The sequence below is a fragment of the Aquabacterium sp. TM01 genome (genome assembly GCF_057808345.1).
On the sequence record NZ_AP046529.1, the window covers coordinates 119,185 to 146,104 of the forward strand.

Genomic DNA, 26,920 nt, shown 5'->3' on the forward strand with positions numbered 1-26,920 from the left:
GGAGGCCGCGCGGACGGGCCTCAGACAATGTCCGGATACGACAAATGTCAGGTGAGTGATTCATGAGTTTCCCGTCCCTCGGTGAGGTGGGGGCGCGCACGGGCGCGTCCCTGCAGTCGCTGGCGTCGGCCGCATCGGCGGCGGCCCAGGCCCAGGCGGCCGCGCTGGGTGCGCCCCTGGTGTCGCGCCTGCAGGCCGCCCTCAAGCTGGGGCAGGCCACGCGCTTGCTCCAGATCGAAACCGCGCTGCCTTCAGCCTCGCTGGTGGTCGAGCGCTGCCGCATCACCGAAGCCGTGCACGCCACCGAGCCCCTGTGGGCCGAGGTCGACTGCGTCAGCACCCATGCCCTGCTGGAGCTCAAGGCGCTCAACGGCGAACAGGTCACCCTGCGCCTGATGCTGGCGGACGGCAGTTGGCGTGCCTGGCACGGCTATGTGGTGCAGGCCGCGCAACTAGGTGCCGACGGCGGCCTCGCCCGCTACCGCCTCACCCTGGCGGCCTGGACGCACTGGCTCACGCTGCGCCGCGACACCCGCATCTTTCAGGACCAGACTGCCGCCGACATCGTGAGCAGCGTGCTGTCGGCCTACCCGCAGGCGCACTTCAAGCTGGACGTGGCCGCGCCGGGGCCGGTGCGCGCCCTCACCACCCAATACCGCGAGACCGATTGGGCCTTCGTGCAGCGCCTGATGGCCGAAGAGGGCTGGAGCTGGCGCCTGTCTCACAGTGGCGCGCCCAAGGGGGCCATGGCCGGTGCGCGTGCGGCACGCCACACCCTGGTGATCTTTGATGCCCAGGCCGAGACGCCGGAGCTGGGCGCCCTGCGTTTCAGCCGCCCCGATATGCGCGGCGCGGGCGTGCTGGGCACGGGCCTGTTCGACACCGGCCTGGCCCAGGACACGGTGACCGCCTGGCAGGTGGGTCAGCAGCTCACGCCGAACGCCGTGACCTTGGGGGCGTGGGACGAGCGTCAACTGGCCGGCGTGGCGGCCGATGCGCGCAGCGTGGCCGAGCACGGTGACGTCCCCATGCTGGAACACTACCGGGGACACGGCGAGCGCCGCCATGCCGACGGCCGGGTGGACACCGCCCAGCCGGGCAGCCGCAGCGTGGCCGAGGCCCGTGCCGAAACCCGTCTGGCCGCCCACACCCTGACGCATCGCTTTGCCGAAGGCCGCAGCGCCGTGCGCGCGCTGCACGAGGGCGCGTGCTTTGCCCTGACCGAACACAGCCTCTATGGCCTGGATGCGCAAGCCTCCGGGGCCAACCGTTTTGTGGTGCTGCGTGTGACTCACGAAGCCGCCAACAACCTGGGCGCGCAAGCTGCCCAGATCCTGCTCGCCACCGACATCGAGCAGGGCAGCTACCGCAACCATTTTCAGGCGGTGCCGGCCACCGCTCGCCTGGTCCCTCCCCCCATCGACCGCCCGACGGCACCCGGCCTGCAAACCGCCACCGTGGTGGCTGCCGAAGGCGAGCCGCTCACCACCGACCGCGACGGTCGCATCCGCATCCAGTTTGGCTGGCAACGCGGCACCGTGCCCCTTCCAGGTGGTTTGGGCGCGCCGGCCAGCCCCACAGGCGCGGCCACCGGCCATGCCCCGGGGAACGAGCTCAGCGGCACCTGGGTGCGCGTGGCGCAAAGCGTGGCCGGCCCCAACTGGGGCGCGGTCTTCACCCCCCGTGCGGGGACCGAAGTGCTGGTGGACTTTGTGGACGGCGACATCGACCGCCCCATCGTGGTCGGCCAGTTGCACAACGGCCAGCACGACCTGCCCTGGCCGGCGGGCGTGGACGCGTCGGCCAACCACCCCGGCACCGTGTCGGGCTGGCACAGCCAGCACCTGGATGGCCAAGGGGCCAACCAATGGCTGATTGACGACGCCACCGGCCAGTTGCGCATGCGCCTGGCCAGCCACAGCGCGGCCACCGGCTGGAACGAGCTCAGCCTGGGTCACCTGATCCAGCACAGCGGCCAAGGCGGTCAAGGCCATGCCCATCGCGGTCAGTGGCTGGGATCGGGCTTTTATGGCGCCACCGACGGCTGGGCCGTGGTGCGTGCCGCCCAAGGCCTGCTGCTGACCACCAGCAGCCGGCCGGCGCAGGGCTCCAGCGTGGCCAGCACGCAGATGGATGCGGCCGAAGCGGTGGCGCAACTCAAGGCGGCGCGCCAGCTGGGCGAAGCCCTGAGCCAAAGCGCCCGCCAGCAAGGCGCACAAGGCCTAACCAGCCACGACGGCGCCCAGGCCTGGCAGCATCACACCGAGCAGATGGACCCGCAAGCCCAAGGCCGCTTTGAGGGCAGTGTGAGCGGACAGGAAGCTAAGAAGGCCCAGGGGCGCACCCTCACCGACCCGGTGGAGCGCTTTGCCAAGCCCTTGCTGCACCTCGACACCCCGGTGAGCGCCAGCTTCGTCACGCCCACCAGCATCCACCTGTTCAGCGGGCAAGACACGTCGTTGAGCGCCCAGGGGGATGTGCACAGCACCAGCGCGCACAGCTTCAGCGCGGTCAGCGGGCAGACGACGAGCTTGTACACACACTCAGGTGGCATCAAGGCCATCACGGCCAATGCGGGCTTGAGCTTACGCGCCCACACCGATGCCCAGCAGATCTGGAGCGAGAAAGACCTGACGGTGCAGAGCACCACGGATGAGATCCGCATCCAGGCCAGCGAAAGCATCACCTTGTCAGCAGGCCAGTCGGCCATCGTGATCAAGGGTGGAGACATCACCTTCACATGCCCGGGCAACTGGACGGTGAAGGGGGCTACGCATGATTGGGGATCGGGTGGAGGCGGTATTTATACATCGTTGGAGCTACCCACTGGATTGGCGCAAGCCAGTGCGCCCTCTACAGCATTGGCCTCACCCAAGCCTGATCAGTACAGCCAAAAACTGGTTGTGATCGATCCAGTGACTGGCGAGCCAATGGTTGCGAAGTACACCCTTATGAAGAGCGATCAAGTGATTCAGAAAGGTAAAACAGACGCAGATGGGCTGACATCGCGGCACCTGGATAAGGATAGTGGTGAGTTGGAGGTCTTGATTGGGGCAAGCGATCCTTGGTCTGTCGAGTACCACAGTGGGCTAGACCAATTGCCCTTGGCATATACCGACGAAGACTATTTGCAGTTGAGGGGCGAATCAAATGAGTGAGCCAAGTACCCTGATCGAGGAAAACGACACGAGTCCACATCCTCCAGAGCCTCAGAAAACGGCAGCACCTTCTGCCGAAAAGCCATTGACGACTAGCGATGCTGATGCCGGTGAAGGAAAGTCAAACTATTTTGCGGTCTTGTTTCGTGATGGGCTTGATATGCCTATTGATGGGCTGACATTCATCGCAACTTATCCATCGGGTTTTATGTGTACAGCCGAATCGACAGCGGCCGGAGCGATTGCATTGCCTGTTACGGATCAAGACAAGGGTGAAGTAAAAATTGAAGTGAAGGACTCGACGGGTAAGACGCAATCGGTTTGCTCCATCGACCCTTCGAAATGTGATGGTCCTGTAATCGTTCGCAGCCCTAAGACCAAGGCAAAGGTTGCAATGCAGCCGCACCAACAGGTTGCGCCTGCTCGTCCACCTGCGCAGGCCGCAAGTGCGCCAAGTAAAGGCAAGGAAGCAGAAAAAAAGAAGCAGACCGAAAAGCCCAAGGACACGCCTCAAAAAATCGATCAGTCGCAAGGTTGGTGGGGCGCGAATGGCTCGTTGGGCAAGGCGTGGGCTTGGCTGAGTTCGCGGCACATCTTTGGTACATCCCAGACATCCGCTGGAACAGCCAAGTCGCCGGCTCAGGGGCTCTCGAGTGCAGGACAACCCGTCGCTGCAATAGTCGGGCCGGAAGCTGACAATAAGGACAACCTCAGGTTGGGCCGAAACAATGTCTATCGCCAGCAAATTCTCGATGCGTCGAAGAGGTTGGGGCTTATTCCCCAAGCGCTCTGTGCCTTGATGGATTGCGAAGCTGGTAAGGTAACTGAGACAGTGCCTGTCGTGAACCCGGACGGTACAACCGCAAAGGACAAGAAAGGTCGCCCGCTTACAAAAAAAGTGCGAGAACTCTGGAATGCAAATGCTGGTAACGCAGAGAGTGGCGCAGCAGGCCTGACGCAATTCTTGGCAAGTACATGGCTAACGCATGTATTGATTCCTGGCTATTACATCCACGAGAAGAGCGTTGCCAACGGGTGGGTGAAGCAGGTTTCTGATGCCAAGGGCAGAAAGCAATGGATGTTTGTGCTCGCCGATGGTACGACAAATACAAAGCCGTATGCGAAGCGCCAGAGTGACGTGAATGTCAAAAAATGTCTGGCAATGAGAATGGACCCTGCTTGGTCCATCAATGCGGCTGCGGATTATGGAAATACGAACTTGAAGGTGCTTGAGCGAGCCGGGTTCAAGTTGTCCGGATTGAGTGACATGGATAGAGCCAAATTGATGTACTTGCTACACCATGAAGGCGAGGGTGCCGGACCAATGTTTCTGAAAAATTCGCTAGCCACCGGAAGAGGAGGTGCCGCGGCACTCAGAAGAAAGTTTGTTATGCAGCTTGGACGAAATGGCGAAGCGAAAGTGGACGAGCACGTAAAGGCAGCAAAGGGCGATGTGGAGTTCGCCTATCGTCGATGGTTGTCAAAATATATCGACAACAATTTTCGGCAAGCCACAAAGTATTTCTTTAAAAATCCCGTCAGCCCGAAGGACTTGTCCGATCTGGCTGAAATGATCGGTGGGGAGGCCGTAGAGTGAGCATGAAAACATTCCTACTGATTGGACTACTCATGCAGGTTGCAGCGTGTTCGGCACAAGTGACTTGCAAGGCTGGCCGCGCCATAGATACCCCGGCAGGAGATCTCGTAATTAGTCGGTGTGTTGATCAAAATCGGCAACCTGTTAGGAGGTTTGTTTCCGTGGCAGGCGAGAAGGTGTTGGAAGCGACCTATCTGAGCAACGAAGACTCCGACAAGGGACGAATGAAGTGGGTGTTTCGTGGGGATGCGCTGCGTGAAACAGGGTGTCCAGACAGGCTATTTTTGCTGGATTTATCTTATAAGCCATTTAGAGTTTTCTCGTTTGGCGTTCGAAAGGCCTGCAATGAATTTCAATGGTCGTCTTGGGGCAAGAAGCGAAGTGTTATTGCACTGAAGAATAACGTTGCTTTTTTCTACGAAAAAGGGAAATTCTCACTTCCAGCAGCGGGGGAGAAGCTGTGGAATTCGATCGAGCCTCCTCATGCAGGGGCAGGTATGACGATTGAAGACGCCGTTCCATTTGCGGAAGAGCTCGCCTTGCCGTGATTTGATGTCGCCAAGACGGGCGGTTGTAGCTGTCGCAAGGGCTTTTTGGCTATTCTTTGCCTGCGGGAAGGCTACCTGGGCCACGGCGAGCGCCAATATGCCTATGACCGCGTGACCGATGCCCAGCCCCTGTGTCAGGATAGTTGTCGCCCCGATAGAACCGAGAATCAAGGGGGCGAGAACATGAGAGACAGAAGTGGCCCGATACGGACAAGAATTAAAGAACAGGGCCGCAAAACCCTCGCCAGCGCTTCAGCGCCGAGATGGCCGATCCCTCAGAGCCTGGCGATGGCACGGTGCCTGCAGAGCGGTCGGCACAAGAACCTGTACGCCAGGGGAAGGCGCGCATCGCCTATCAACAAACCGGCTATGAGCACCAAGAAAGCTTCAAGGACGATGCAGTGATTTCATCCACCTTGCACGCAGTTTGCAAAATCGCCCTGCAATCTTTCACATGGAAGACCTGTTCATGAAGCGGCGTCACCTCACCACAGCCCTGTGCACGATACCGATCGCGCTTGCCTGCATCTCCCTCCCAACCGACGCCCGCAACATGACCACGCCCCGCATCGACCAAATGTTTGCAACGACCAAACCCGTTTGCTTCGGGCGTTTCGTGATGGACGTGCCCGCCAGTGCTAACGTGGTGCTGGGGTCGCAGGCGTTTGGGCCGGACATCGAGTCTTTGCCGAACGATGTGAAGTCACTGGCTCGCAGGGCCCAAACCAAACGAAATGTGATTCAGGCCAAAGCACACACGATAGACCGGGCGGAGGTCATCGCACTCAACGAAGGGCCGACGCCAAACAGCTGGATATTGCGCTATTGGGACAGTGACATAGCAAAAGAAGTTGGTGTGGAGACATTTGAAGTATTTCTTGCGTCTTCGCCTCATGGATTTCTCTACAAATCAAGCACAGCAAAAAGTGTTGGCCGCACCCGTGAAAAACTGATGCAAAACGTCACCTACGTCGCCACCCAACTCCGAGCCCGCGACCCCAAAGAAGTCCCCACCGAGCCCGGCGTGTGCCTGGACGTGGGCTTCATCGCCGATGACAGTGGCAAGTTCCAGGAAATCTTCGGCATCGGTCTGCGCTTCCCAGAGTTGCCCGATGCAAGCTTCTCAGTGTCGTCCAACAAGGACGCACAGCAAGGCGACAGCTTCGAAGACCGCCGTCCTGAGGCCAAACGAGCGGCATTCATGGTGGCGCCACTGACCTCCTTGTTCAACAAGGTCAAGACCCTGCGCGAGGGCAAGTTGAAGGTGCAGCAGGGTCAAGGCAGCGAGGCGCTCTTTCGTCGCCCCATGGAAGAAGGAGACGGCCACTGGCATGAGTTTCAGTTCGAGTACACCGGCAAGCAGTTTGACCACCGCAACCCGTCTTGGGATGCCTCCTTGTTCACGGGTGTCAGCCACGACCAGGCAGGCGCCAAACCCAGCAGCCTGACGGACGCAGAGGCCATGGCCCTGTGGGACAGGCTGATGGCATCAGTGCGTCTGCGCGTGCCAAACAAGTAATCGCAATGAGTGCCATGGGGTTGAGGGTGAGTCAATTTTTAGCTGAGCTGCTCAAAGTGATGCGGATGGGAGCGTTTGCTTTGCTGTGCATTGCTGGCCCAACCGACGCCCGCACCATGAACACGCCTCGCATCGATCAAATGTTTGCAACGACCAAACCCGTTTGTTTCGGTCGCTTCGTGATGGACGTGCCCGCCAGTGCCACCGTGGTGCCGGGCCCGCAGGCGTTTGGGCCGGACATCGAGTCTTTGCCAAACGATGCGGTGTCTCTAGCCAGCAAGGCCAAGGCCATGCGAGATGTGGTTCATGCAAAAGCACGCACAATTGATCGCGCAGAGGTGATCTCGTTTTCGTCGGGTCCGACCAAAGGGAGCTGGGTTCTGCGATATTGGGAAAGTGACACCTCAAAAGAGGTTGGCCTTCAGAACGCAACCGGTTTACTTGCCGCCGGCCCGCATGGCTTTATTTATCCCGACGAGACCGGCGACAAAGAAACACCCGAAGACCTCCAGAGGAACATCACCTACGTCGCCACGCACCTGCGACCTCGCGATCCACAAGAGGTTCCTAGCGAGCCTGGAGTGTGTCTGGATGTTGGCTTCATCGCAGATGACAGCGGCAGGTTTCAAGAGATTTTCGGCATCGGTCTGCGCTTCCCCGAGCTGCCCGATGCAAGCTTCTCGGTCTCGTCCAACAAGGACGCACAGCAAGGCGACAGCTTCGAAGACCGCCGCGCGGAGGCCAAACGAGCCGCATTCATGGTGGCACCACTGGCCACCTTGTTCAACAAGGTCAAGACGCTGCGCGAGGGCAAGTTGAAGGTGTCGCAAGGCCAAGGCAGCGAGGCGCTGTTTCGTCGTCCCATAGAAGACGGAAACGGCCACTGGCATGAGTTTCAGTTCGAGTACACCGGCAAGCAGTTTGACCACCGCAACCCGTCTTGGGATGCCTCCTTGTTCACGGGCGTCAGCCACGATCAAGCAGGCGCCAAACCCAGCAGCCTCACGGACGCAGAGGCCATGGCCCTATGGGACAGGCTGATGGCATCGGTACGGCTGCGCGTGCCAGGCAAGTAATCGCTATGAGCGTATGACCGAGAGGCTTGATGAGGATGGGCGCCTGCGCTTGCAGGCCCACCTCGGCTCGATCAACAAGAAAACAGCTCCGGCACGCCTCCTGCTTCATCTCGTTGCACCACACCGGCCTTCCTCCGCATACGATGAACGCCGGCTTCCGCAACCCGACGAGCACCCCATGAGCACCCTTCACCTCATCACCCACCCCCTGGTCCAGCACAAGCTCACGCTGATGCGTCAGAAGGACGCGAGCACCAACAGTTTTCGCCGCCTGCTCGATGAGCTGAGCACCTTGATGGCCTACGAGGTCACGCGCGACATGCCGCTGCAGGACGTCGAGATCGAGACGCCGCTGGAGACCATGACCGGCCAGGTGATCGACGGCAAGAAGTTGGTGCTGGTGTCGATCTTGCGCGCGGGTGATGGTTTCCTCGACGGCATGCTGCGCGTGGTGCCGGGCGCCCGCGTGGGTCACATCGGCCTGTACCGCGATCCGGCCACGCTGCAGCCGGTGGAGTACTACTTCAAGATGCCGTCCGAGATGAGCGAGCGCGATGTGGTCGTGGTGGACCCCATGCTGGCCACGGGCAATTCGGCCGCCGCGGCGGTGGCGCGCATCAAGCAGCTGAATCCAAAGTCGATCAAGTTCGTGTGCCTGCTGGCGGCGCCCGAAGGTGTGGCCGTGATGCAGGCCGCGCACCCCGATGTGGACATCTACACCGCTGCGGTGGACCGCTGCCTCAACGACCACGGCTACATCCTGCCCGGCTTGGGCGATGCGGGCGACCGCATTTTCGGCACGAAGTAAGCCCGAGGCTCTCACGCAAGAAAGGCTGCGGCCCCGTGAAGGGCGCAGCCTTTTGTTTGCGCGCTCGGCGACGGATGTGAAAGCTCGGTCTCCGAGCACCCCGGTCAACGAGGTGACCGCCTCACAGCCCCAGCTTCTGCGCCACGTAGTCGGCGTCCTTGTCACCACGGCCCGAGAGGTTGATCAGGATGTGCTGATCTTTGGGCAGGGTGGGGGCCACGCGCATGGCCCAGGCCACGGCGTGGGCGCTTTCCAGCGCAGGGATGATGCCTTCGACGCGCGACAGGGTCATGAAGGCATCCAGGCATTCCTGGTCGGAGGCGGTCTGGTAGTCAACCCGGCCGAGGTCCTTCAAATAGCTGTGCTGCGGGCCGACGCCTGGGTAGTCCAGGCCAGAGGCGATGGAATGCACAGCCGACGGCGTGCCGTCTTCGTTTTCCAGCACGTAGCAGGCCATGCCGTGCAGCTCGCCGGGCTTGCCCTTGCTCAGGGTGGCGGAGTGGCGGCCGGGCTTGTCCAGGCCTTCGCCGGCGGGCTCGACGCCGACCAGGTGCACGCCTTCGTCACCCAGGAAGGCGGTGAAGATGCCCATGGCGTTGGAGCCCCCGCCCACGCAGGCGGCCACGTGGTCGGGCAGGCGGCCGTGCTTGGCCAGGAACTGCTCGCGCGCTTCCGTGCCGATGATGGACTGGAAGTCACGCACCATCTTCGGGAAGGGGTGCGGGCCGACCACCGAGCCGATGGCGTAGATGAAGTTCGTGGGGTCCTTGAGGTATTCCTCGAAGGCGCTGTCCACGGCTTCCTTGAGGGTGGCGGCGCCGCGGGTGACGGGCACCAGCTTGCAGCCCAGGATCTTCATCTTGGTGACGTTGGGGTGCTCTTTTTCGATGTCGACCTGGCCCATGTGGATCTCGCAGGGGATGCCGACCAGGGCGCAGGCGGTGGCCAGGGCCACGCCGTGCTGGCCGGCACCGGTTTCAGCGATCACCTTGCTCTTGCCCATGAACTTGGCCAGCAGGGCTTCGCCCAGGCAGTGGTTGATCTTGTGGGCGCCGGTGTGGTTGAGGTCTTCGCGCTTGAGGTGGATCTGCGCGCCGCCCAGTTGCTCGGACAGGCGGCGGGCGTGGAAGATGGGGCTGGGGCGACCGACGTAATCGGCGAACAGCGAGGCCAGTTCTTCCTGGAAGTCGGCGCGCTGGCGGATGGTTTCGTAGGCGACGTTGATGTCGTCCATGGCCTGCTTCAGGTGCGGGGGCACCAGTTGACCACCGTAGGGTCCGAAGTAGCCTTCGGCGTTGGGCATGGGGGCGAAGGAAGTGGGCGTGCTCATGGGTGACGGGGCCGGGTCAGGCGGTAGGGTGGTTCAAGGTCGGGGTCAGCGTCGGCCCAGTGGGTGCGGTGACCCGCAGGCCAAAGGTGTGAGGATAGCGCGGCACGGTGCCGCCGTCGCTGGATGACTGTCAGCTTTGCTCGGGTTCCGTGGCTCGGGTCTCGGTGCAGTGGCCCGGTTCAGCGGCCCCATTCACCGACCCCACTCACCGACCTCGGAAAGCGGACGGGCTCATGCCGGCCCAGCGCTGAAACGCATGGATGAAGGCGGCCGATTCGGCGTAGCCCAGTTGCTGGGCGATGGCTTCCACCGGCAGGGTGGTGTGCCGCAGCAGGTGCTGGGCTTTGGTGTAACGGGCTTCGGCGAGCAGGTCGCGAAAGCTCTGCCCTTCCTCGCTCAGGGCGCGGCGCAGGCTGCGCTCCGACAGGCCCAGGGCGCGTGCCACCTCTTCGGCGCCGGGGTAGCTGCCGCTGAACAGGCCCAGGTGGGTGAGCACGCGTTCGGCCAGGGTCTCGGTGGTGGCGGCCTGGGCCACCAGCTGCTGGTCGCACATGCTGCGGTACATGGCGTGCGCGTTGGGGTCGGCCGAGGGCAGGCGCAGTTGCAGGTGCTCGTTGCGCAGCCAAAAGCGCGCCTCGGTCTCGCCAAAGCGCACGGGGCAGCCAAAGTAGGCTTCGTAATCGGCGGCTTCGGGCGGGCGCGGGTAGGGCATGTCGATGCGCTCGGCGTGGATGTCCACCCCCAGGGTGAGCTGCATGTCGCGCACCAGCTTGTAGGTGCCCGAGACCTCGCCGTCGACCCGAAAGCGAAAGGCGTGCGGCGTCATGGGCATGGGGGTGAGCACCAGGGCGCTGAGCTTGTCGCCGGGCTCCAAGCGCAGGGTGCCGAACAGGTAGGTCAGGTCCTGGTAGCGGATGCCGACCTGGAAGGCCTCGTAGGCGGTGGCGCAGGTCATCAGCAGCATGATGAGCGGACCGTAGCCGGCCAGGCCGTAAAAGCCCCCGAGCCGCAGGCCCACCAGCGGGTCTTTGACGGTTTCGGCGAGGTCGGCGTAGATGCGCATCTCGCGCGAGCGCTCGATGCGGGTGCTGGGGTCGAGCTGGGCCAGGCTCAGCCCGTGGCGGGCGAGCACGGGCTCGGGGTCTTCGCCCATCTGCTTGAGGCCTTGCACCATGTAGATCAGGCCGAGGATGGATCGGGTGCTCATCAGACTGTCAATTCAGGGGGAAGGGTTGACCCGTAAATTGCGGGGTTTTGGCCGAAACGATCAACTTTTGGTCGAATCTAGCATGGCCCAGATCAAGTCTGGATCGCACCATGGCAGCACTTCACCCCCTCTCACAGTTTCCACCGAGGTGCCGCATGTCGGATTCGATCACTCCCTCCCAGAACGTTCACCATGTCGAGGTGGCCATTGCGGGCGCCGGTTTCGGCGGGCTGTGCATGGCCATCAAGCTGCAGAAAGCCGGCATCACCGACTTCGTGATCCTGGAAAAGGGCGACGAGGTGGGCGGCACCTGGCGCGACAACCAGTACCCCGGCGCGGCCTGCGATGTGCAGTCGCACATGTACTCGTACTCGTTTGCGACCAGCCCGAAGTGGACCAAGCGCTACGCGCCGTGGAACGAGATTCAGCAATACATCTTGGATGTGACCGAGCAGTACCGCCTGCGCCCCAAGGTTCGCTTCCACCAGGAAGTGACGAGTGCGGTGTTCAACGAGGGCGCGGGCCGCTGGACGGTGAAGACGGCCGGGGGCGAGACCTACCTCTGCCGTCACTGGATCCTGGCGTCGGGCCCGCTGCATGTGCCGTCCATCCCGAAGATCAAGGGGCTGGACCAGTTCCAGGGCAAGGTGATGCACTCGGCGCAGTGGGACCACGGCTACGACCTGCGCGACAAGCGTGTGGCGTCGATCGGCACGGGCGGCTCGGCCATCCAGTACGTGCCCGAGATCGCGCCCAAGGTGAAGCAGTTGCATGTGTTCCAGCGCACAGCGGCGTGGGTGATCCCGCGTGACGAGCGCTCGTACTCTGCCTTTAGCAAGAAGATGTTCGCCGCCCTGCCCGTCACGCGCACGCTGCACCGCTGGCGCTGCTACTGGACCAACGAGTCGCGCGTGTGGCCCATCTTCCACCCCTCACTGGCCAAGGTGGGTGAGTTCTTCCTGAAGAAGTTCATCAGCTGGCAGGTGAAGGACCCTGCGCTGGTCCAGAAGCTCACGCCCGACTACACCCTGGGCTGCAAGCGCATCCTGATCTCGAACAAGTGGTTCCCCACCTTCAACCGCCCCAATGTGGAGCTGGTGACGGATGACATCCGCGAGTTCACGGCCACCGGCATCATCACGAAGGACGGCCGGACGCGTCCGCTGGACTGCGTGATCCTGGGCACGGGCTTCGTCGTCGACCCGCGCGTGTACATGAAAAGCTTCGAGCTGCGCGGCTTGAACGGTCACACCATCCAAGAAGACTGGAAGGTGAGCCCCACCGCCTACCTGGGCATCACGGCAGCCAACTACCCGAACATGTACCAGCTGGTCGGGCCGCACACGGGCCTGGGCCACAACTCCATCATCTTCATGATCGAGGCGCAGGCCGACTACATCGTCAACTGCGTCAAGCTGGTGCAGGCCAAGGGCGGCGGTTACCTGGACGTCAAGGAAGCCGCGCAAAACCGCTTCCTGGGTGAGATGACGCAGGCGCTCAAGGGCACGGTGTGGGATTCGGGCTGCAAGAGCTGGTACCAGACGGCCGAGGGCATCAACTTTGCGATCTGGCCCAAGTCGACCTGGCGCTACTGGCTGGCGACCCGCAAGGTGAACGAGGCCGATTACCGCTTTGTGAAATGCGCCGGACCGTCGACCCAGGACACCGCCCGGGTGCCCGGCGGCCAGGCGATGGCGCAGACGGCGGCACGTTGAACCCTCCACAGGGCAGATGCCCAAATCGTAACGGTGCGTGTCAAATTTTGTGAGGCGGCAGGCGTGACCAGAGGGCGAGATTCCGCACAATAGACTGCGTATGGAGTCGCCCATGGAAAACAACACGGTTCAGTCCCCCCCAGCCGCCTGCCTGCCCCCCCGCATGGATGGGCTCGTGTTGCGCACACCCGCTGCCGTGTGGAATGCGATCCGGGGAGATCACCCCATGGCGCCGCGCCATCGGCTGGGCGAAACCTTGGTGGTGCATGGGCTCAGTGAGCCGTCCGACATCGAGCGGGCCCTCACCTTGCAGCGCAAGGGGCAACCTCGGGCCTTGGGTCAGATCCTGCTGAGCGAAGGCATGGTCGTGGAAGACGACCTGAAGATCGCGCTGGCGGCGATGGCCGGCATGCCGGTGGTGGACTGCCTGGCCGTGCCGCCGCAGGACGACGCCGTGATGCTGGTGCCGCAAGGCACGGCCGAGCGCGCCCGCGTGCTGCCGCTGCTGCGCGAAGGCAGCACCCTGGTGGTGGCCATGGAGGACCCCTGGCACCGCCCTACGCTCGATGAGCTGCGCTTTCTGAGCAACCTGCACATCGAGGCGGTGATGGCCTTGCCGGGCACGCTGGCGCAGGCCCAGGCCAACGCGTATGTCGCCGCGCAGGACCGCGTGCGCGAATTGCACGCCCGCACCGACGTGCATGAGCTGGCCGCCGAGCTGGCCGTCGAGCTCGGCACGAATCACAACGATGCGGCCAAGGAGGTCATCACCGAGTCCAGCAGCACCCTGGTGCGCCTGGTCAACACGATGATCGAAGACGCCATCAAGCGCAACGCGTCCGACATCCACATCGAGTCCAGCTCGCCGCACAGCAAGGTGCTGATCCGCTTCCGGGTGGACGGGGCCTTGACGGTGTACCTGGAGCTGCCCTCGGAGTACCGCCCGGCGCTGGTGGCGCGCCTGAAGATCATGTCCGATCTGGACATTTCCGAGCGCCGCAAACCGCAGGACGGCAAGATCGACTTCTCGCGTTTTGGTGATGCCAAGGTCGAACTGCGCATCGTGACCGTCCCGACCACCCACGGGGTGGAAAACGTGGTGCTGCGCCTGCTGAACGGCGCCAAGCCGCTGCCCATCGAGCAGATCGGACTGAGCGAGGGCAACCTGGAGGCCTTGCGCAAGGTCATCGCCAAGCCCTACGGCCTGGTGTTGGTGTGCGGCCCCACCGGTTGCGGCAAGACCACGTCCTTGCACTCGGTGCTGCGCGAGCTCAACCAGGGCGATCGCAAGATCTGGACGGCCGAGGACCCGATTGAAATTTCGCAGCAGGGCCTGTGTCAGGTCCAGGTGAACGCCCGGATCGGCTGGACCTTTGCGGCGGCCATGCGCACCTTCCTGCGTGCCGACCCCGATGTGATCATGATCGGTGAAATGCGGGACTCGGAGACGGCCAACATCGCCATCGAAGCGTCGCTGACGGGCCACCTGGTGTTCTCGACCCTGCACACGAACTCGGCGGCCGAGAGCATTGCTCGGCTGCTGGAAATCGGGCTGGACCCGTTCAACTTCTCGGACTCGTTGTTGGCGGTGCTGGCGCAGCGTCTGGTGCGCCGGGTGTGCCCCGCGTGCGGCGTCACGGCCGAGGCCACGCAGACCGAGCTGGACGTGATGCTGTACGAATACCTGCACAGCGCCCGTGATGCCAGCGAGAGCAGCCGCGAGGCTTTGCTGAGCAGCTGGCGCAAGCAGTATGGCGATGCACAGGGCCGCATTCACCTGCGCCACCGTGGTGCCGGTTGCCCGACCTGCAACCAGCGCGGCTACAAGGGCCGCATGGGCATCCACGAACTGTTGGTGTCTGATGACGCCATCCGTTTGCACATTCGCCAGCGCAGCTCCGCCATGGAGATTCTGGCGACCAGCCTGAAGGGCGGGATGCGCACGCTGCGCCAGGACGGCATCGACAAGGTGTTGCAGGGGCTCACCGATGTCAAGGAAGTGCTGGCGGCCAGCAACAACTGAGATGATGCGCCATGCAGGCGGGTACTGACTCATGAGCCGTGCGCGTGGCACCGAAGCCGGGCGCTGGCTGCGCCATGCCCTGAAGTGGCTGGCGCTGGGCGTGGGCGTGGCTTTGCTGGCCGGCACGGCCTCGGCTTGGTTTCTGCTCGCGCTGGCCTGGGCCACCGAGACGCGCGAGGCGCACCGCTGGTTGCTGGCACTGCTGCCGCTGGCGGGCTTCGTGGTCGGCTGGGTGTACCTGCGGGTGGGGCAGCCGGTAGAGGCGGGCAACAACCTGTTGATTGACGAGGTTCACGACCCGCGCCAGGTGGTGCCGGTGCGCATGGCGCCGCTGATTTTCCTGAGCACCGTGGTGTCGCACCTGTGTGGCGCCTCGGTGGGGCGCGAGGGCACGGCCGTGCAGATGGGCGGAGCCTTGGCCGACCAGTTCACGCATGTGTTCCGCCTGCGCGCGGAAGACCGGCGCATTTTGTTGATGGCGGGCATCAGTGCAGGCTTTGCCTCGGTGTTCGGCACGCCGCTGGCCGGCGCGGTGTTCGGGCTGGAGGTGCTGGCCATCGGGCGCTTGCGCCATGAGGCGTTGTGGCCGTGTGTGGTGGCTGCCGTGGTGGCCGATCAGGTGTGCACGCTGTGGGGTGTGCACCATGGGGTGTACAGCGCCGGGTTGCTGCCGGCGCTGTCGGTGGGGACGCTGGGCGCCGCCATCGTGGTCGGGCTGCTGTGCGGGCTGGTGGGCATGGCGTTTGCGCGCGGCACGCACGGGCTGTCCGCGTTCATGAAGCAGCGCGTGGCGTATGCGCCGCTGCGGCCCTTGCTGGGCGGCATCGTGCTGGCGGGGGTGATCTGGGCCACCGATGCGTGGCGCTATGCGGGCCTGAGCCTGCCGGGCTTGGCCCAGGCTTTTACCGAGCCGCTGCCATGGTGGGACTTTGCGCTCAAGGGCCTGTTCACCAGTTTCTCGCTGGGCGTGGGCTTCAAGGGCGGTGAGGTGACGCCGCTGTTCTACATGGGCGCCACCTTGGGCAACGCGCTGGCCCCGCTGCTGCACCAGCCCTTCCCCTGGCTGGCGGCGCTGGGTTTTGTGGCGCTGTTTGCGGGGGCGGCCAACACCCCGCTGGCCTGCGTGTTCATGGCCATGGAGGTGTTCGGCGTCGGCATCGGGGCGCATGCGGCGCTGGCGTGTGCCATGAGCTATCTGGCGTCCGGCCACGCGGGCATCTACAAGGCGCAGCGGGTGGAAGGCTCGAAGTTCCGCTGGCGGCGGTGAGCGCCTACATGCGGATACCGATGATGCGAATGGGTTTGATCGCGCATTCATGAGTTGATTGCGGTTGCATATGCATTCATCAAATATCAACTGAGGAATGCGAAACAAGTCAGTTGGCGTGTGAGGCGGCCCCCGCCAGACTGAGCCGGTCTGTGTAAGGGACCCGCCGCCATGTCGATCACGCCGCTTTTTCAGAGTCAGAACCCCGAGTTCCTGTCGCCCACTTCCTGGCAATTGGGCCGCATCGTGGCTGAGCTGCGGCAGTCCCGGGAAGTCACGCACAACGTGCGGCACCAGGGGCGCTTGCGTGAGTTGCCCGCGCGCGAGGTGCTGTCGCGCATCGTGCTGGGGCTGTCGGCCGCGCTGTTTCCGACGCATTACGGCCGCCCCGATCTGAGCGACGACAGCATCGACTACTTCGTGGGCTACACGCTGCACAGCACGCTGCAGGAGCTGGTCGAGCAGGTGCGCCGCGGGCTGCTGTTCGTGCGCCCGGACGTGCACAGCGATGACCCGGACTTGGCCGAAGAGGCGCGGGGCATCACGCACGCGTTTGCGGCCGAGCTGCCCGGCATCCGCGCCCTGCTGGTGAGCGACCTGCAGTCGGCCTACCAGGGCGATCCGGCGGCCACCAGCATCTCCGAGATCCTGCTGTGCTATCCGGGCATGACGGCCATCATCCACCATCGCCTGGCGCATGCCCTGCACCAGCTCGGCGCGCCGCTGCTGGCGCGCCTGATTGCCGACATCGCGCATTCGCGCACCGGCATCGACATCCACCCTGGCGCGCAGATCGGCCCAGCCTTCTTCATCGACCACGGCACCGGCGTCGTCATCGGCGAGACCACCGTGATCGGTGAGCGCGTGCGCCTGTACCAGGCCGTCACGCTGGGCGCCAAGCGCTTTCCCGCCGACGAGACCGGGCAGTTGCTCAAGGGCCAGCCGCGTCACCCGATCGTCGAGGACGACGTCGTGATCTACGCCGGGGCCACGGTGCTGGGCCGCATCACGATCGGCCAAGGCTCGTCCATTGGCGGCAATGTGTGGCTGACCCACAGCGTGCCGCCGGGCAGCAGCATCACCCAGGCGCAAAGCCGGCACAGCGACTGAGCGGCCAAACAAGTTTCCCAACCCCACCTCAAACAGGAGAACGAGCCTCATGGCCAACACCCACGAACACAGCACCGCCTTGGGCGACATCGCCGCCCGGCAACTTGCCATCGCCACGCGCACCGTGCCGCAGATGGGCACGATCACGCCGCGCTGGCTGACCCACCTGCTGCAGTGGGTGCCGGTGGACGCCGGTATCTACCGTGTCAACCGCGTCAAGGATGCGTCCAGCGTGACCGTGGACTGTTCGGGCCGCGATGAGCGAGAACTGCCGCAGACCTTTGTGGACTACATCGACAACCCGCGCGAGTACCTGTTGTCGGCCGTGAACACGGTGCTGGACGTGCACACCCGCGTGTCGGACCTGTACTCCAAGCCCTACAACCAGATCGCCGAGCAGCTGCGCCTGACCATCGAGACGATCAAGGAGCGCCAGGAAGCCGAGCTGATCAACAACAAGGAATACGGCCTGCTGTCCAACATCGCGCCTCAGCAGCACATCCAGACGCGCACCGGTGCGCCCACGCCCGACGACCTCGACGAGCTGCTGGCCAAGGTCTGGAAGGAGCCTGGCTTCTTCCTGGCCCACCCGCTGGCCATCACGGCGTTCGGCCGTGAGTGCACCCGCCGCGGCGTGCCCCCGCCCACCGTCTCGCTGTTCGGCTCGCAGTTCATCACCTGGCGCGGCATCCCGCTGATCCCGTGCGACAAGATCAAGATCGAGGACAACAAGACCAAGATCCTGCTGATCCGCACCGGTGAGAGCCGCCAAGGCGTGGTGGGCCTGTACCAGCCGGACCTGCCGGGCGCGCAAAGCCCCGGCCTGGCGGTGCGCTTCATGGGCATCAACCACAAGGCCATCGCGTCCTACCTGGTGTCGCTGTACTGCTCGCTGGCGGTGCTGACCGACGACGCCATCGCGGTGCTCGAAGACGTTGAGATCGACAAGTACCATGAGTACAAGTGACCTCGCCGGCCTGGGTGTGCCCGATGCGCAAGCCTTGGCCCAGTTGGCCAACCAGTTCTTCTCGGCGCTACCTGGTTCGGCACCGAGTGGGGCCGCGTTGCCAGCCGGGTTGCCGCCAGGCTTGTCGCACCTGAGTTCGCCCACGGCCGCTCATCCTTTTGCCGTTCCGCCGGTGTCCAACGCACCGGTCGGTCCCGTGTCGACCGGCTACGAGGGCGTGCCGGCCTTGCCCACCGTGGCCGCACCCGGGCAGGTGCCGCCATCGCTTGCCGGCGACCTGCCTTTGGACGTCAACCCGGCCTCGCGCACAGGCGGTGTGCAACCCATCCTGACGCTGAACCCGCTGGACTGGGGCCTGCCGTCGGATGCGGAGCTCAGCGAGTTGCTGGCGCTGCGTTCACCGTCGCGGGCTCCGCAAGCCGCGGGGGCAGGGGCGACGCCGTCGTTCTACTTCCTGGGGGCAGGCTTGAGCGGCCTGGCAGGCCATGCGCCGGGCCTGCAGGTGCCGGGGCAAGCCGCTCAGCCGCTGTCGCCGCAGGCCCAGGGCTTTGCGCCGCCGTTTGACGTCAACCTGGTGCGGCGCGACTTTCCGGTGCTGCGTGAGCGGGTGAACGGCAAGCCGCTGATCTGGCTGGACAACGCCGCGACCACGCACAAGCCGCAATCAGTAATCGACCGCATCGCCTACTTCTATGCGCACGAAAACTCGAACATCCACCGCGCGGCGCATGAACTGGCCGCGCGCGCCACGGATGCCTACGAGGCGGCGCGCGAGAAGGTGCGAGGCTTCGTGAACGCGCGCTCGGTCAACGAGATCGTGTTCGTGCGCGGCACCACCGAGGCCATCAACCTGGTGGCCAAGAGCTGGGGCGAGGCCAACATCGGTGCCGGTGACGAGATCATCGTCAGCCACCTGGAACACCACGCCAACATCGTGCCGTGGCAGCAGCTGTGTGCCCGCACGGGCGCCAAGCTGCGCGTGATCCCGGTGGACGACGACGGTCAGGTGCGCCTGGACGAGTACGCCAAGCTGCTCAATGCGCGCACGAAACTGGTGTCGTTCACGCAGGTGTCGAACGCGCTGGGCACGGTCACGCCGGCCAAGCAGATCGTGGCGATGGCACGCAGCACCGGCGCCAAGGTACTGGTCGACGGAGCGCAGTCGGTCTCGCACCTGCGCGCCGACGTGATCGACCTGGACTGTGACTGGTTCGTGTTCTCGGGCCACAAGGTGTTCGGGCCGACCGGCATCGGTGTGCTGTACGGTAAGGGAGCGCTCTTGAACGAGACGCCCCCCTGGCAAGGCGGCGGCAACATGATCAAGGACGTGACCTTCGAGCACACCGAGTACCACGATGCACCCGGCCGTTTCGAAGCCGGCACGGGCAACATCGCGGACGCGGTGGGCCTGGGGGCGGCGATCGACTATGTGCAAAATCTGGGCATCGACCACATCGCGGCCTACGAGCACCAGTTGCTCCTGTACGGGACCCGACTGCTGCAGGACGTGCCGGGCCTGAAGTTGATCGGCACGGCGCCAGACAAGGCGGCGGTGCTGTCTTTCACCTTGCAAGGGTTCAAAACCGAAGAGGTGGGCGCGGCGCTGAACAAGGAAGGCATCGCGGTGCGCTCGGGCCACCACTGCGCGCAGCCCATCTTGCGTCGCTTTGGTCTGGAGGCCACGGTACGGCCCTCGCTGGCCTTCTACAACACCTGTGCGGAGATCGACACCCTGGTGGCGACGCTGCACAGGTTGAGCAGCAGCCAGCGGCGGGTGTACTGACCCACAGGCTCAGTTGCTGAGCGACCAGAGGCGCCAGCGGCCAGTCTTGGCCCTGGCGCCTTTCTCATGCCCAGGTGCTGCCTGACGGCATCGCATAACCGTTTTCCGGATAAGGATGGGACAAATCCTTCGTTTTCGCGCAGATGGGGACTGCCTACGATCGCGGCATTCCTTTTGTTGTCGCTTTCGCGAAGATCGTCATGTCCACACGCCAGGATCGCCTGATTCACTGGCTGCTCGGCAGCCTGGAACTGCAGACCACCTTGTTCCACCTGGGGCAGTACTGTGGCTCATGGAAAGCCTCCACGACCGGACTGGCGCGGGCGGGCTTTCATGTCATCCTGAATGGGGACTGTTGGCTGCACCTGATCGACTCGGGCGAGAAGCACGCGCTCAAGGCGGGCGATGCCGTCTTCTTCCTGAGGGATGTGCCTCACCTGCTCAGTCCACATGAAGAGGTGGCGCAGGCGTCTGCGGCGCCGCGCTCCACCATGGAACCCGTGGACCTGTCGGTGCCCTGCAGCACGGCCCTGGCCTGTGGCTTCTTTGACTTCAAGGCGCCGCTCAACAACGTCTTCCTCGGCTCCTTCCCGGCCCACGTGATCGTGTCCCGCGAACGCTCGGCCCTGCAGGAGATCCGCCCCATCTTCGATCTGATCATGGCCGAAGCCCAGCGGGAGGGCGAGGAGCCTTCGCCGCTGATCACCCGTCTGGTGGACCTGCTCTTCTTCTATGTGGTGCGCGAGCTGTGTCAGCGCCATGAGGTGAGTGCCGGGTTGTGGGCGGTGCTGGCGCGGCCCGAGTTCACCTCGCTGCTGGAAGCCATCGTCCACGAGCCCGGCCGCGACTGGAGCGTGGAGGACATGGCCGACCTCAGTCGCATGTCACGCGCCACCTTCTTCAAGCGCTTCACGCAAACGGCGGGCACCTCGCCCAGCCAGTTTCTGGCGCAGGTCCGCATGAAGCTGGCCACGCAGTTGATCGGCGAGGGCATGTCCCTCGCGCGCACGGCCGAGGCGGTGGGCTACCAATCGGACGCGGCCTTCTCGCGGGCCTTCAAGAAGATCACCGGCACGCTGCCCGGCGCGTTCCGCCGCTCGGGGCATGGGGTGGAGCGGCAAGCAGCCTGAGGGGAGTGAGGGCCGCGTGACCTGCGCTGGCCGTGCATCGCATCGAGACGTTCAAGCAAAAGAACGCGACGTTTGCGCATTGAGGCCAAACGCCCCCCTCGGGACAATCAGCTCAACCCCTTGAATCGGAGTCTCCATGTCCCGCCTCACTGTTCAAACACTCGAATCCGCGCTCGAAGCCAGCCAACCGTATCTGGCCAAGGCCAAGGCCAAAAACGGCTTCATCCCCAATCTGCTGGGCGTGCTGGCCAATGCCCCCACGGCCATCGAAACCTATGTCACCGTCTCGGAGATCAACGGTCGCACCAGCCTGACCTTGGCCGAACGCGAAACAGTGCAGATCACGGCGGCGACGAATCACGGTTGCGCGTTCTGCGTGGCCGGTCACACCGCGGTTTGCTACAAGGTGGGCAAGCTCGAACCTGAGCTGGTCAACGCGATGCGCGACCAGACGCCGCTGCCCGACGCCAAGCTCGAAGCTGTGGCCGAGTTCACCCGTGCGGTGATCCGCAGCCGTGGCGCCGTGACACCCGATGAGCTGCAAGCGTTCACGGACGCAGGCTATGGTGAGCAGCAGGTGCTGGAAGTCATCCTGGGTGTGTCGCTGGCCACCTTGTGCAACTTCGCCAACACCCTGGCCGGCACCGACCTGAACCCCGAGCTCAGCGCCTACCGCTGGGAACGCAAGGCCTGATGATGAGCCAGGAAAATGCCCTGCTGGCCGCACGCCAACTGGCGTTTTCCTACGGCCATCGCCCGGTGTTTGAGGGCGTCGACCTGCACATTCAGCGGCAGGAGATCGTCTGTCTGATCGGCGCTTCGGGCTGCGGCAAGTCCACCTTGCTGCGGCTGCTGGCCGGTTTGGCCGAGCCCACCACCGGCGAGGTGCTGATGTACGGCGCGGTGCAAGCCGACCGGGCTGCCCGGGCCAGCGTGGTCTTTCAGTCGCCGGCCTTGCTGCCCTGGCTGAGCGTGGCCGACAACGTCGGCTTCGGCCTGGACTTTGCCTGCCGCACCCCGGCCTGCCGCGCGCAACGCCATGAGCGTGTCCAGCAGGTACTGCAGCAAGTCGGGCTGAGCGAGCACGCGAACAAGAAGCCGCACGCCCTGTCGGGCGGCATGGCACAGCGGGTGTCGCTGGCACGGGCCCTGGCCCGCAACCCCGAGATCATCTACCTGGATGAGCCCTTCTCGGCGCTGGACGCCATCACCCGCGAGTCGATGCAGGACCTGCTGGTGGCGTTGGCGCACCAACAACAGAGCGCCGCGCTGCTGGTCACGCACGACATCGACGAGGCCCTGCGCATTGGCGACCGGGTGCTGTTGCTGGCGGGATCGCCGGCCCGCATCGTGGGCGAGTGGCGCCCCAGTGGCACCGCACCGCGCCAGCACCGCTCCAGCGACCTCAACGCGCTGCGCGAAGACATTCTCAACGCCCTGTCCAGTCCCGAAGCGGCCTGGTATCCCATTTTGTGAGGACCCCCATGATCGACAAACTGCTCTCGAACCTGTCTGAAGATCTGCCCGTGTCGCGGCGCGACATGCTGCGCCTGTCGGCCTTGCTCAGTGGCGCCGCCACGATGCCGGTGCTGGCCCAGGCCGCCAACCCCAACGACCCGGTGCGCATCGGCTACCTGCCGATCACCGACGCGTCCCCGCTGCTGGTGGCCCACGCGCGCCAGCTGTTCGAGCAACAGGGCTTGCAGGTGGAAGCGCCGCGCATGTTCCGCTCGTGGGCGCAGATTGTCGAAGCCTTCATGGCCGGCCAGGTCAATGTGGTGCACCTGCTCTCGCCCATGACCGTGTGGGCGCGCTATGGCAGCCAGTTCCCCGCCAAGGTGGTGGCCTGGAACCACATGAGCGGCTCGGCCCTGACGGTGGCCCCCAGCATTCGCACGGTCAAGGACCTGGGTGGCAAGAAGGTGGGCGTGCCCTTCTGGTATTCGATCCACAACGTGGTGCTGCAACACCTGTTGCGCGAAAGCGGCTTGAAGGTGGTGACCAAGCCAGGTGGCGAGCTCAAGGCCAATGAGGTGGCGCTGTCCATCATGGCACCGGCCGACATGGGCCCGGCGCTGGCCAATGGCGCGATTGCCGGCTTCATCGTGGCCGAGCCCTTCAACGCGGCGGCCGAAACCAATGGCATTGGCCGCGTGTTGCGCTTCACCGGCGATGTGTGGCGTGACCATGCATGCTGCGTGGTCACCATGCACGAGCGGGATCTGCAAGGCCGCCCGGAGTGGTCGCAAAAGGTGGTCAACGCCATCGTCAACGCCCAGCACTGGCTGCGCGATCACCGCCCTGAAGGCGCCCAGCTGCTGTCCAAAGACGGCGCGGGCAAGTACACCCCCTTCCCCACGCCGGTGCTCGAGCGCGTGCTGGTGGCCAATGCAGCGCGCGACAAGCAGTACGCCGCAGAGGGCGCGATCCGCCACCCCGAGTGGAAGGATGCCCGCATCGACTACCAACCTTATCCCTTCCCGTCGTACACCGAGCAGCTGGTCAAGCTGCTCAAGGTCACGCAGGTGGAAGGAGACAACCGCTTCCTGAGCAAGCTGGACCCGGCCTTTGTGGCGCGCGATCTGGTGGACGACCGTTTCGTCAAGAAGTCGATCGCCGCGCTGGGCGGGCTGAAGGCCTTTGGCCTGCCCGAGTCCTTCACCCGCAGCGAAACCATCGTTGCCTGAGCCTGACCCGCACCCTTCCCCATGTCTGATCGCTCCTCTGCTTCTGCCCGTCCTGTGGGCGCGGCCCTGCTCAGCGTGGCCTGGCCCGTGCTGGGCCTGCTGCTGACCATCGGCCTGTGGTGGCTGGGCGTGCATGTGTGGGGCCGGGACTCGCTGATGGCAGCACGCTTCGCCCCCGAGCAGACCTGGGATGCCGCGATCGAGCTGGCCCGCCACGGCGACATCTGGCTGCATGCCCGCTACAGCCTGCAGCGGGTGGGCCTGGGGCTGCTGATCGCGACCCTGGTGGGCGTGCCAGTGGGCCTGTTAGTCGGATCGTGGCCGGCCTTCAACCGCCTGACCTCGGCCACCTTCCAGTTCCTGCGCATGATCTCGCCGCTGTCGTGGATGCCTCTGGCCGTGATGGCCCTGGGCGTGGGCGAGGCGCCGGTGGTGTTCCTGATCGCGTTTGCGGCGGTCTGGCCCATCGTGCTGAATGTGGCCTCGGGCATTCAGGCGATCGATCCCTTGTGGTTGACGCTGGCCGACAGCCTGGGTGCCAACCGGCTGGAGCGCTTGTGGCGCGTGACGGTGCCCGCGATTGCCACCCACTTGCTCACCGGCATCCGTCTGGCCATCGGCCTGATCTGGGTGGTGCTGGTGCCCGCCGAAATGCTGGGCGTGCAGGCCGGGCTGGGCTATTTCATCCTGGACACGCGTGACCGCATGGCCTATCCGGAGTTGATGGCCACCATCTTGTTCATCGGCCTGTTGGGCTTTGCGCTCGACTGGCTGGCCCGTGTGGTGCATCGGCGCTGGAACGGTGCCTGATTTCCTCTTCGGAGCTCCCTCATGTCTGCTGTCATCTCCCCACCCACCGAGCACCTGTCCATCGACGCCTTGATCGTCCGTGAGCTGGCGCCGCGGGTCACCGCCATCGATCTGGAGGGCGAGTACCCCGAGGCCTTCTTGCGTGCCCTGGGCGGCCTCGGCGGCCTGGGCGCGGTGGTGCCGCCGGCGTATGGCGGCAGCGGCCAATGGCTGGTGGACACGATTGCCATCATGTCCAAAGTGGGTGAGGTGTGCCTGTCCACCGCGTTCACGCACTGGTGTCACACGGCCTGCGCCCGCTACATCGCCAAGTCCGACAACGAACAGGCCAAGGCGGCCTTGCTGCCGGCGCTGGCGCGTGGCGAGCTGCTGGGCGGCACCGGCTTGTCCAACACGCTGAAGTCGTCGTGCGAGATCGAGCGCTTTCTGCTCAGTGCCAAACGGGTGGATGGCGGGTATGAGATCAACGGCACGCTGCCCTGGGTGTCCAACCTGGGCGCCGACCATGTCTTCGTGACCGGCTGCCCGGTGGAAGGTGACGGGCGCCTCGTCTTTGTGGTGGTCCATTGCAACCAGGAGGGCTTTCGGCTGATCAATGGGGCGGAGTTCACGGCGCTGGAAGGCACGCGCACCTTTGCCTGCCAGTTCCGGGGTGTGCGCATCAACGATGACCGCGTGCTGGCGCACCCCGATCAATCGGGCGCCTACCTGCCGCAGATCCAGCCCGGCATGATCCTGGCGCAGATGGGGATGGGGATCGGCTTGGTGCGTGACTGCATCAGCCTGGTCGAGGCCGTGGACCGCACCCACAGCCATGTCAACTGCTACGAGACGGACCAGGCGGACGAGCTGCGCGAGGCGCTGCACGCCGCCGAAGCCGAGACCTTCCGGCTGGCGGCTTTGCTGGACGCGGGGCCCGAGCCCGCCGCCTTGCCCAAGCTCATCACCGAGGTGATGCGCGTGCGACTGGCCGGCGGCGAGCTGTCGCTGCGCGCGGCCAACGCGGCCATGCTGCATCAGGGCGCGCGAGGCTATTTGCGCAAGGCCACGGCGCAACGCCGTTTGCGTGAGGCTTACTTCGTGGCCATCGTCACGCCCGCCTTGAAGCACCTGCGACGCGAGATTGCCCGCCGAGAGGCGCTGGGCCTGTGACGCAGCCGAGGCGGGCGCCAGGCGCTGGTCCTGGGGGTGTCGTTCAGGGCTGTGGCGTGAGGGGCCTCAGCCCTTGGCGACTGGCCGAGACGGGTCGCGGCACCACTCGCTCCAGCTGCCCGCAAACAGGCGGGTGGGGGCAAAGCCGGCCACCTCCATCGCCAGCAGATTGGGCACGGCGCTGACGCCGCTGCCGCACTGGTGCACGACGCTGGCCGGGTCGCGGCCGGCCAGCAGGGCCTCGAACTCGGCGCGCAGTGTGGCGGCGGGCTTGAAGCGGCCTTGCTCGTCCAGGTTGAGGCCAAAGGGGCGGTTGAGAGCGCCGGGGATGTGGCCGGCCACCGGGTCCAGGGGCTCGACCTCGCCGCGGTAGCGCGGGGTGGCGCGTGCGTCGATCACGGTCTGATCGGGCTGATCCAGATGGGCTCGCACCTCGTCAGCTGTGACCAACTCACGCAAGGGCGGTTGCAGCGTCCAGTTGGAGGGCGTGCGCGGTGCAGCCGGTCCGGCTTCCACGGCGCCACCGGATGCGGTCCAGGTGGCCAGGCCGCCGTCGAGCACCGCCACGGCCTCATGGCCTGCCCATTTCAGCATCCACCACAGGCGGCCGCAGAAGTTCAGGCCGTTGCGGTCGTAGACGACGACCTGGGTGTGGGTCTGCAGGCCGATCTGGCGCAGCCACTGGGCGAACACCTCGCGACGCGGCAGGGGGTGGCGGCCACCGGAGGCGGCATCGGCCGCGCCGTGCGCGCTCAGGTGCTGGTCCAGGTCGGCGTGCAGCGCGCCAGGCAGGTGCGCGTCCAGGAACTGCTGCCGTCCTGCCGACGGGTTCATCAGGTCGGCGGTGCAGTCGAGGATCAGCAGGGACGCACCTCGCTGTTGCAGGGCTTGCAGCTCGTTGCAGGTGATCAGGGTGGTGAACATGGCGGGGCTGGCAGGTCAGTGGATCCGGACATTCTCAGGTGAAACGTGGCGATGTGGTGCACAGCGACGCAGGGCGGTCGGTCGGATACACGTACCCGCGCAAACCGCA

Annotated in this window: 22 protein-coding genes; 19 read left to right on the forward strand and 3 right to left on the reverse strand. The window is 64.7% G+C overall.

Annotation, left to right across the window (positions count from 1 at the left end; translation table 11 throughout):
• Positions 1-62: 62 nt before the first annotated feature.
• From AC3WW4_RS00735 to upp, 7 genes are all read left to right on the forward strand, one after another.
• A complete protein-coding gene (locus AC3WW4_RS00735; protein WP_488826425.1) occupies positions 63-3,158 on the forward strand; it encodes a type VI secretion system Vgr family protein in 3,096 nt (1,031 codons plus the stop codon).
• Positions 3,151-4,755 carry a hypothetical protein gene (locus AC3WW4_RS00740; protein WP_488826426.1) on the forward strand — a complete coding sequence of 535 codons (1,605 nt, stop codon included), beginning with the start codon at positions 3,151-3,153 and terminating at the stop codon, positions 4,753-4,755. The genes AC3WW4_RS00735 and AC3WW4_RS00740 overlap by 8 nt, the downstream gene beginning before the upstream one ends.
• Positions 4,756-4,757: 2 nt before the next feature.
• Positions 4,758-5,303: a hypothetical protein gene (locus AC3WW4_RS00745; protein WP_488826427.1), complete on the forward strand. Its 546-nt coding sequence runs from the start codon at positions 4,758-4,760 to the stop codon at positions 5,301-5,303.
• A 263-nt stretch (positions 5,304-5,566) separates the two neighbouring features.
• A complete protein-coding gene (locus AC3WW4_RS00750; protein ID WP_488826428.1) occupies positions 5,567-5,776 on the forward strand; it encodes a hypothetical protein in 210 nt (69 codons plus the stop codon).
• Positions 5,758-6,822 (forward strand): T6SS immunity protein Tli4 family protein, encoded by a 1,065-nt coding sequence (locus tag AC3WW4_RS00755; RefSeq protein WP_488826429.1) that lies wholly within the window; start codon positions 5,758-5,760, stop codon positions 6,820-6,822. Before AC3WW4_RS00750 ends, AC3WW4_RS00755 begins: the two co-directional genes overlap by 19 nt.
• A 5-nt stretch (positions 6,823-6,827) precedes the next feature.
• A complete protein-coding gene (locus AC3WW4_RS00760; RefSeq protein ID WP_488826430.1) occupies positions 6,828-7,898 on the forward strand; it encodes a T6SS immunity protein Tli4 family protein in 1,071 nt (356 codons plus the stop codon).
• Positions 7,899-8,076: 178 nt separating this feature from the next.
• Positions 8,077-8,706, forward strand: a complete 630-nt coding sequence (gene upp, locus AC3WW4_RS00765; RefSeq protein ID WP_488826431.1) for a uracil phosphoribosyltransferase — start codon at positions 8,077-8,079, stop codon at positions 8,704-8,706.
• Positions 8,707-8,827: 121 nt separating this feature from the next.
• On the opposite strand, the gene trpB is transcribed toward upp, so the two are convergent.
• Positions 8,828-10,036, reverse strand: coding sequence for a tryptophan synthase subunit beta (gene trpB / locus AC3WW4_RS00770; protein WP_488826432.1), 1,209 nt, complete (start codon positions 10,034-10,036; stop codon positions 8,828-8,830).
• A 205-nt stretch (positions 10,037-10,241) separates the two neighbouring features.
• Positions 10,242-11,243 (reverse strand): AraC family transcriptional regulator, encoded by a 1,002-nt coding sequence (locus AC3WW4_RS00775; protein ID WP_488826433.1) that lies wholly within the window; start codon positions 11,241-11,243, stop codon positions 10,242-10,244.
• A gap of 155 nt (positions 11,244-11,398) precedes the next feature.
• On the opposite strand from AC3WW4_RS00775, the gene AC3WW4_RS00780 reads away from it, so the two are divergent.
• The 12 genes from AC3WW4_RS00780 to AC3WW4_RS00835 all read left to right on the forward strand — a co-directional run bounded on the left by AC3WW4_RS00780 (position 11,399) and on the right by AC3WW4_RS00835 (position 25,887).
• Positions 11,399-12,958 carry a flavin-containing monooxygenase gene (locus AC3WW4_RS00780; RefSeq protein WP_488826434.1) on the forward strand — a complete coding sequence of 520 codons (1,560 nt, stop codon included), beginning with the start codon at positions 11,399-11,401 and terminating at the stop codon, positions 12,956-12,958.
• 112 nt (positions 12,959-13,070) lie between these two features.
• A complete protein-coding gene (locus tag AC3WW4_RS00785; RefSeq protein ID WP_488826435.1) occupies positions 13,071-14,981 on the forward strand; it encodes a GspE/PulE family protein in 1,911 nt (636 codons plus the stop codon).
• Between the two features lie 31 nt (positions 14,982-15,012).
• Positions 15,013-16,248, forward strand: a complete 1,236-nt coding sequence (locus AC3WW4_RS00790) for a voltage-gated chloride channel family protein (RefSeq protein WP_488826436.1) — start codon at positions 15,013-15,015, stop codon at positions 16,246-16,248.
• A 171-nt stretch (positions 16,249-16,419) separates the two neighbouring features.
• Positions 16,420-17,358: a serine O-acetyltransferase EpsC gene (epsC, locus tag AC3WW4_RS00795; protein WP_488826437.1), complete on the forward strand. Its 939-nt coding sequence runs from the start codon at positions 16,420-16,422 to the stop codon at positions 17,356-17,358.
• A gap of 49 nt (positions 17,359-17,407) precedes the next feature.
• A complete protein-coding gene (locus AC3WW4_RS00800) occupies positions 17,408-18,325 on the forward strand; it encodes a family 2A encapsulin nanocompartment shell protein (protein ID WP_488826438.1) in 918 nt (305 codons plus the stop codon).
• A complete protein-coding gene (locus AC3WW4_RS00805; RefSeq protein ID WP_488826439.1) occupies positions 18,312-20,108 on the forward strand; it encodes a family 2A encapsulin nanocompartment cargo protein cysteine desulfurase in 1,797 nt (598 codons plus the stop codon). Before AC3WW4_RS00800 ends, AC3WW4_RS00805 begins: the two co-directional genes overlap by 14 nt.
• 200 nt (positions 20,109-20,308) lie before the next feature.
• Complete coding sequence (locus AC3WW4_RS00810; protein ID WP_488826440.1) at positions 20,309-21,238, forward strand: AraC family transcriptional regulator; 930 nt, start codon at positions 20,309-20,311, stop codon at positions 21,236-21,238.
• A 136-nt stretch (positions 21,239-21,374) separates the two neighbouring features.
• Positions 21,375-21,932 carry a carboxymuconolactone decarboxylase family protein gene (locus AC3WW4_RS00815; RefSeq protein ID WP_488826441.1) on the forward strand — a complete coding sequence of 186 codons (558 nt, stop codon included), beginning with the start codon at positions 21,375-21,377 and terminating at the stop codon, positions 21,930-21,932.
• Positions 21,932-22,714 carry an ABC transporter ATP-binding protein gene (locus tag AC3WW4_RS00820; protein ID WP_488826442.1) on the forward strand — a complete coding sequence of 261 codons (783 nt, stop codon included), beginning with the start codon at positions 21,932-21,934 and terminating at the stop codon, positions 22,712-22,714. The genes AC3WW4_RS00815 and AC3WW4_RS00820 overlap by 1 nt, the downstream gene beginning before the upstream one ends.
• 8 nt (positions 22,715-22,722) lie before the next feature.
• Positions 22,723-23,925 (forward strand): ABC transporter substrate-binding protein, encoded by a 1,203-nt coding sequence (locus AC3WW4_RS00825; RefSeq protein WP_488826443.1) that lies wholly within the window; start codon positions 22,723-22,725, stop codon positions 23,923-23,925.
• A 21-nt stretch (positions 23,926-23,946) separates the two neighbouring features.
• A complete protein-coding gene (locus AC3WW4_RS00830; RefSeq protein ID WP_488826444.1) occupies positions 23,947-24,735 on the forward strand; it encodes an ABC transporter permease in 789 nt (262 codons plus the stop codon).
• Between the two features lie 21 nt (positions 24,736-24,756).
• On the forward strand, positions 24,757-25,887 hold the full coding sequence (locus tag AC3WW4_RS00835; RefSeq protein ID WP_488826445.1) for an acyl-CoA dehydrogenase family protein: 1,131 nt from the start codon (positions 24,757-24,759) through the stop codon (positions 25,885-25,887).
• A gap of 66 nt (positions 25,888-25,953) precedes the next feature.
• On the opposite strand, the gene AC3WW4_RS00840 is transcribed toward AC3WW4_RS00835, so the two are convergent.
• Positions 25,954-26,811 carry a sulfurtransferase gene (locus AC3WW4_RS00840; RefSeq protein WP_488826446.1) on the reverse strand — a complete coding sequence of 286 codons (858 nt, stop codon included), beginning with the start codon at positions 26,809-26,811 and terminating at the stop codon, positions 25,954-25,956.
• Positions 26,812-26,920: the final 109 nt, after the last annotated feature.

What these genes read in the sequence shown, in the direction of transcription:
- AC3WW4_RS00735 (WP_488826425.1), top strand. Translation starts at nt 63, where the DNA reads ATGAGTTTCCCGTCCCTCGGTGAGGTGGGGGCGCGCACGGGCGCGTCC.
- AC3WW4_RS00740 (WP_488826426.1), top strand. Translation starts at nt 3,151, where the DNA reads ATGAGTGAGCCAAGTACCCTGATCGAGGAAAACGACACGAGTCCACAT.
- AC3WW4_RS00745 (WP_488826427.1), top strand. Translation starts at nt 4,758, where the DNA reads ATGAAAACATTCCTACTGATTGGACTACTCATGCAGGTTGCAGCGTGT.
- AC3WW4_RS00750 (WP_488826428.1), top strand. Translation starts at nt 5,567, where the DNA reads ATGGCCGATCCCTCAGAGCCTGGCGATGGCACGGTGCCTGCAGAGCGG.
- AC3WW4_RS00755 (WP_488826429.1), top strand. Translation starts at nt 5,758, where the DNA reads ATGGAAGACCTGTTCATGAAGCGGCGTCACCTCACCACAGCCCTGTGC.
- AC3WW4_RS00760 (WP_488826430.1), top strand. Translation starts at nt 6,828, where the DNA reads ATGAGTGCCATGGGGTTGAGGGTGAGTCAATTTTTAGCTGAGCTGCTC.
- upp (WP_488826431.1), top strand. Translation starts at nt 8,077, where the DNA reads ATGAGCACCCTTCACCTCATCACCCACCCCCTGGTCCAGCACAAGCTC.
- trpB (WP_488826432.1), bottom strand. Translation starts at nt 10,036, where the DNA reads ATGAGCACGCCCACTTCCTTCGCCCCCATGCCCAACGCCGAAGGCTAC.
- AC3WW4_RS00775 (WP_488826433.1), bottom strand. Translation starts at nt 11,243, where the DNA reads ATGAGCACCCGATCCATCCTCGGCCTGATCTACATGGTGCAAGGCCTC.
- AC3WW4_RS00780 (WP_488826434.1), top strand. Translation starts at nt 11,399, where the DNA reads ATGTCGGATTCGATCACTCCCTCCCAGAACGTTCACCATGTCGAGGTG.
- AC3WW4_RS00785 (WP_488826435.1), top strand. Translation starts at nt 13,071, where the DNA reads ATGGAAAACAACACGGTTCAGTCCCCCCCAGCCGCCTGCCTGCCCCCC.
- AC3WW4_RS00790 (WP_488826436.1), top strand. Translation starts at nt 15,013, where the DNA reads ATGAGCCGTGCGCGTGGCACCGAAGCCGGGCGCTGGCTGCGCCATGCC.
- epsC (WP_488826437.1), top strand. Translation starts at nt 16,420, where the DNA reads ATGTCGATCACGCCGCTTTTTCAGAGTCAGAACCCCGAGTTCCTGTCG.
- AC3WW4_RS00800 (WP_488826438.1), top strand. Translation starts at nt 17,408, where the DNA reads ATGGCCAACACCCACGAACACAGCACCGCCTTGGGCGACATCGCCGCC.
- AC3WW4_RS00805 (WP_488826439.1), top strand. Translation starts at nt 18,312, where the DNA reads ATGAGTACAAGTGACCTCGCCGGCCTGGGTGTGCCCGATGCGCAAGCC.
- AC3WW4_RS00810 (WP_488826440.1), top strand. Translation starts at nt 20,309, where the DNA reads ATGTCCACACGCCAGGATCGCCTGATTCACTGGCTGCTCGGCAGCCTG.
- AC3WW4_RS00815 (WP_488826441.1), top strand. Translation starts at nt 21,375, where the DNA reads ATGTCCCGCCTCACTGTTCAAACACTCGAATCCGCGCTCGAAGCCAGC.
- AC3WW4_RS00820 (WP_488826442.1), top strand. Translation starts at nt 21,932, where the DNA reads ATGATGAGCCAGGAAAATGCCCTGCTGGCCGCACGCCAACTGGCGTTT.
- AC3WW4_RS00825 (WP_488826443.1), top strand. Translation starts at nt 22,723, where the DNA reads ATGATCGACAAACTGCTCTCGAACCTGTCTGAAGATCTGCCCGTGTCG.
- AC3WW4_RS00830 (WP_488826444.1), top strand. Translation starts at nt 23,947, where the DNA reads ATGTCTGATCGCTCCTCTGCTTCTGCCCGTCCTGTGGGCGCGGCCCTG.
- AC3WW4_RS00835 (WP_488826445.1), top strand. Translation starts at nt 24,757, where the DNA reads ATGTCTGCTGTCATCTCCCCACCCACCGAGCACCTGTCCATCGACGCC.
- AC3WW4_RS00840 (WP_488826446.1), bottom strand. Translation starts at nt 26,811, where the DNA reads ATGTTCACCACCCTGATCACCTGCAACGAGCTGCAAGCCCTGCAACAG.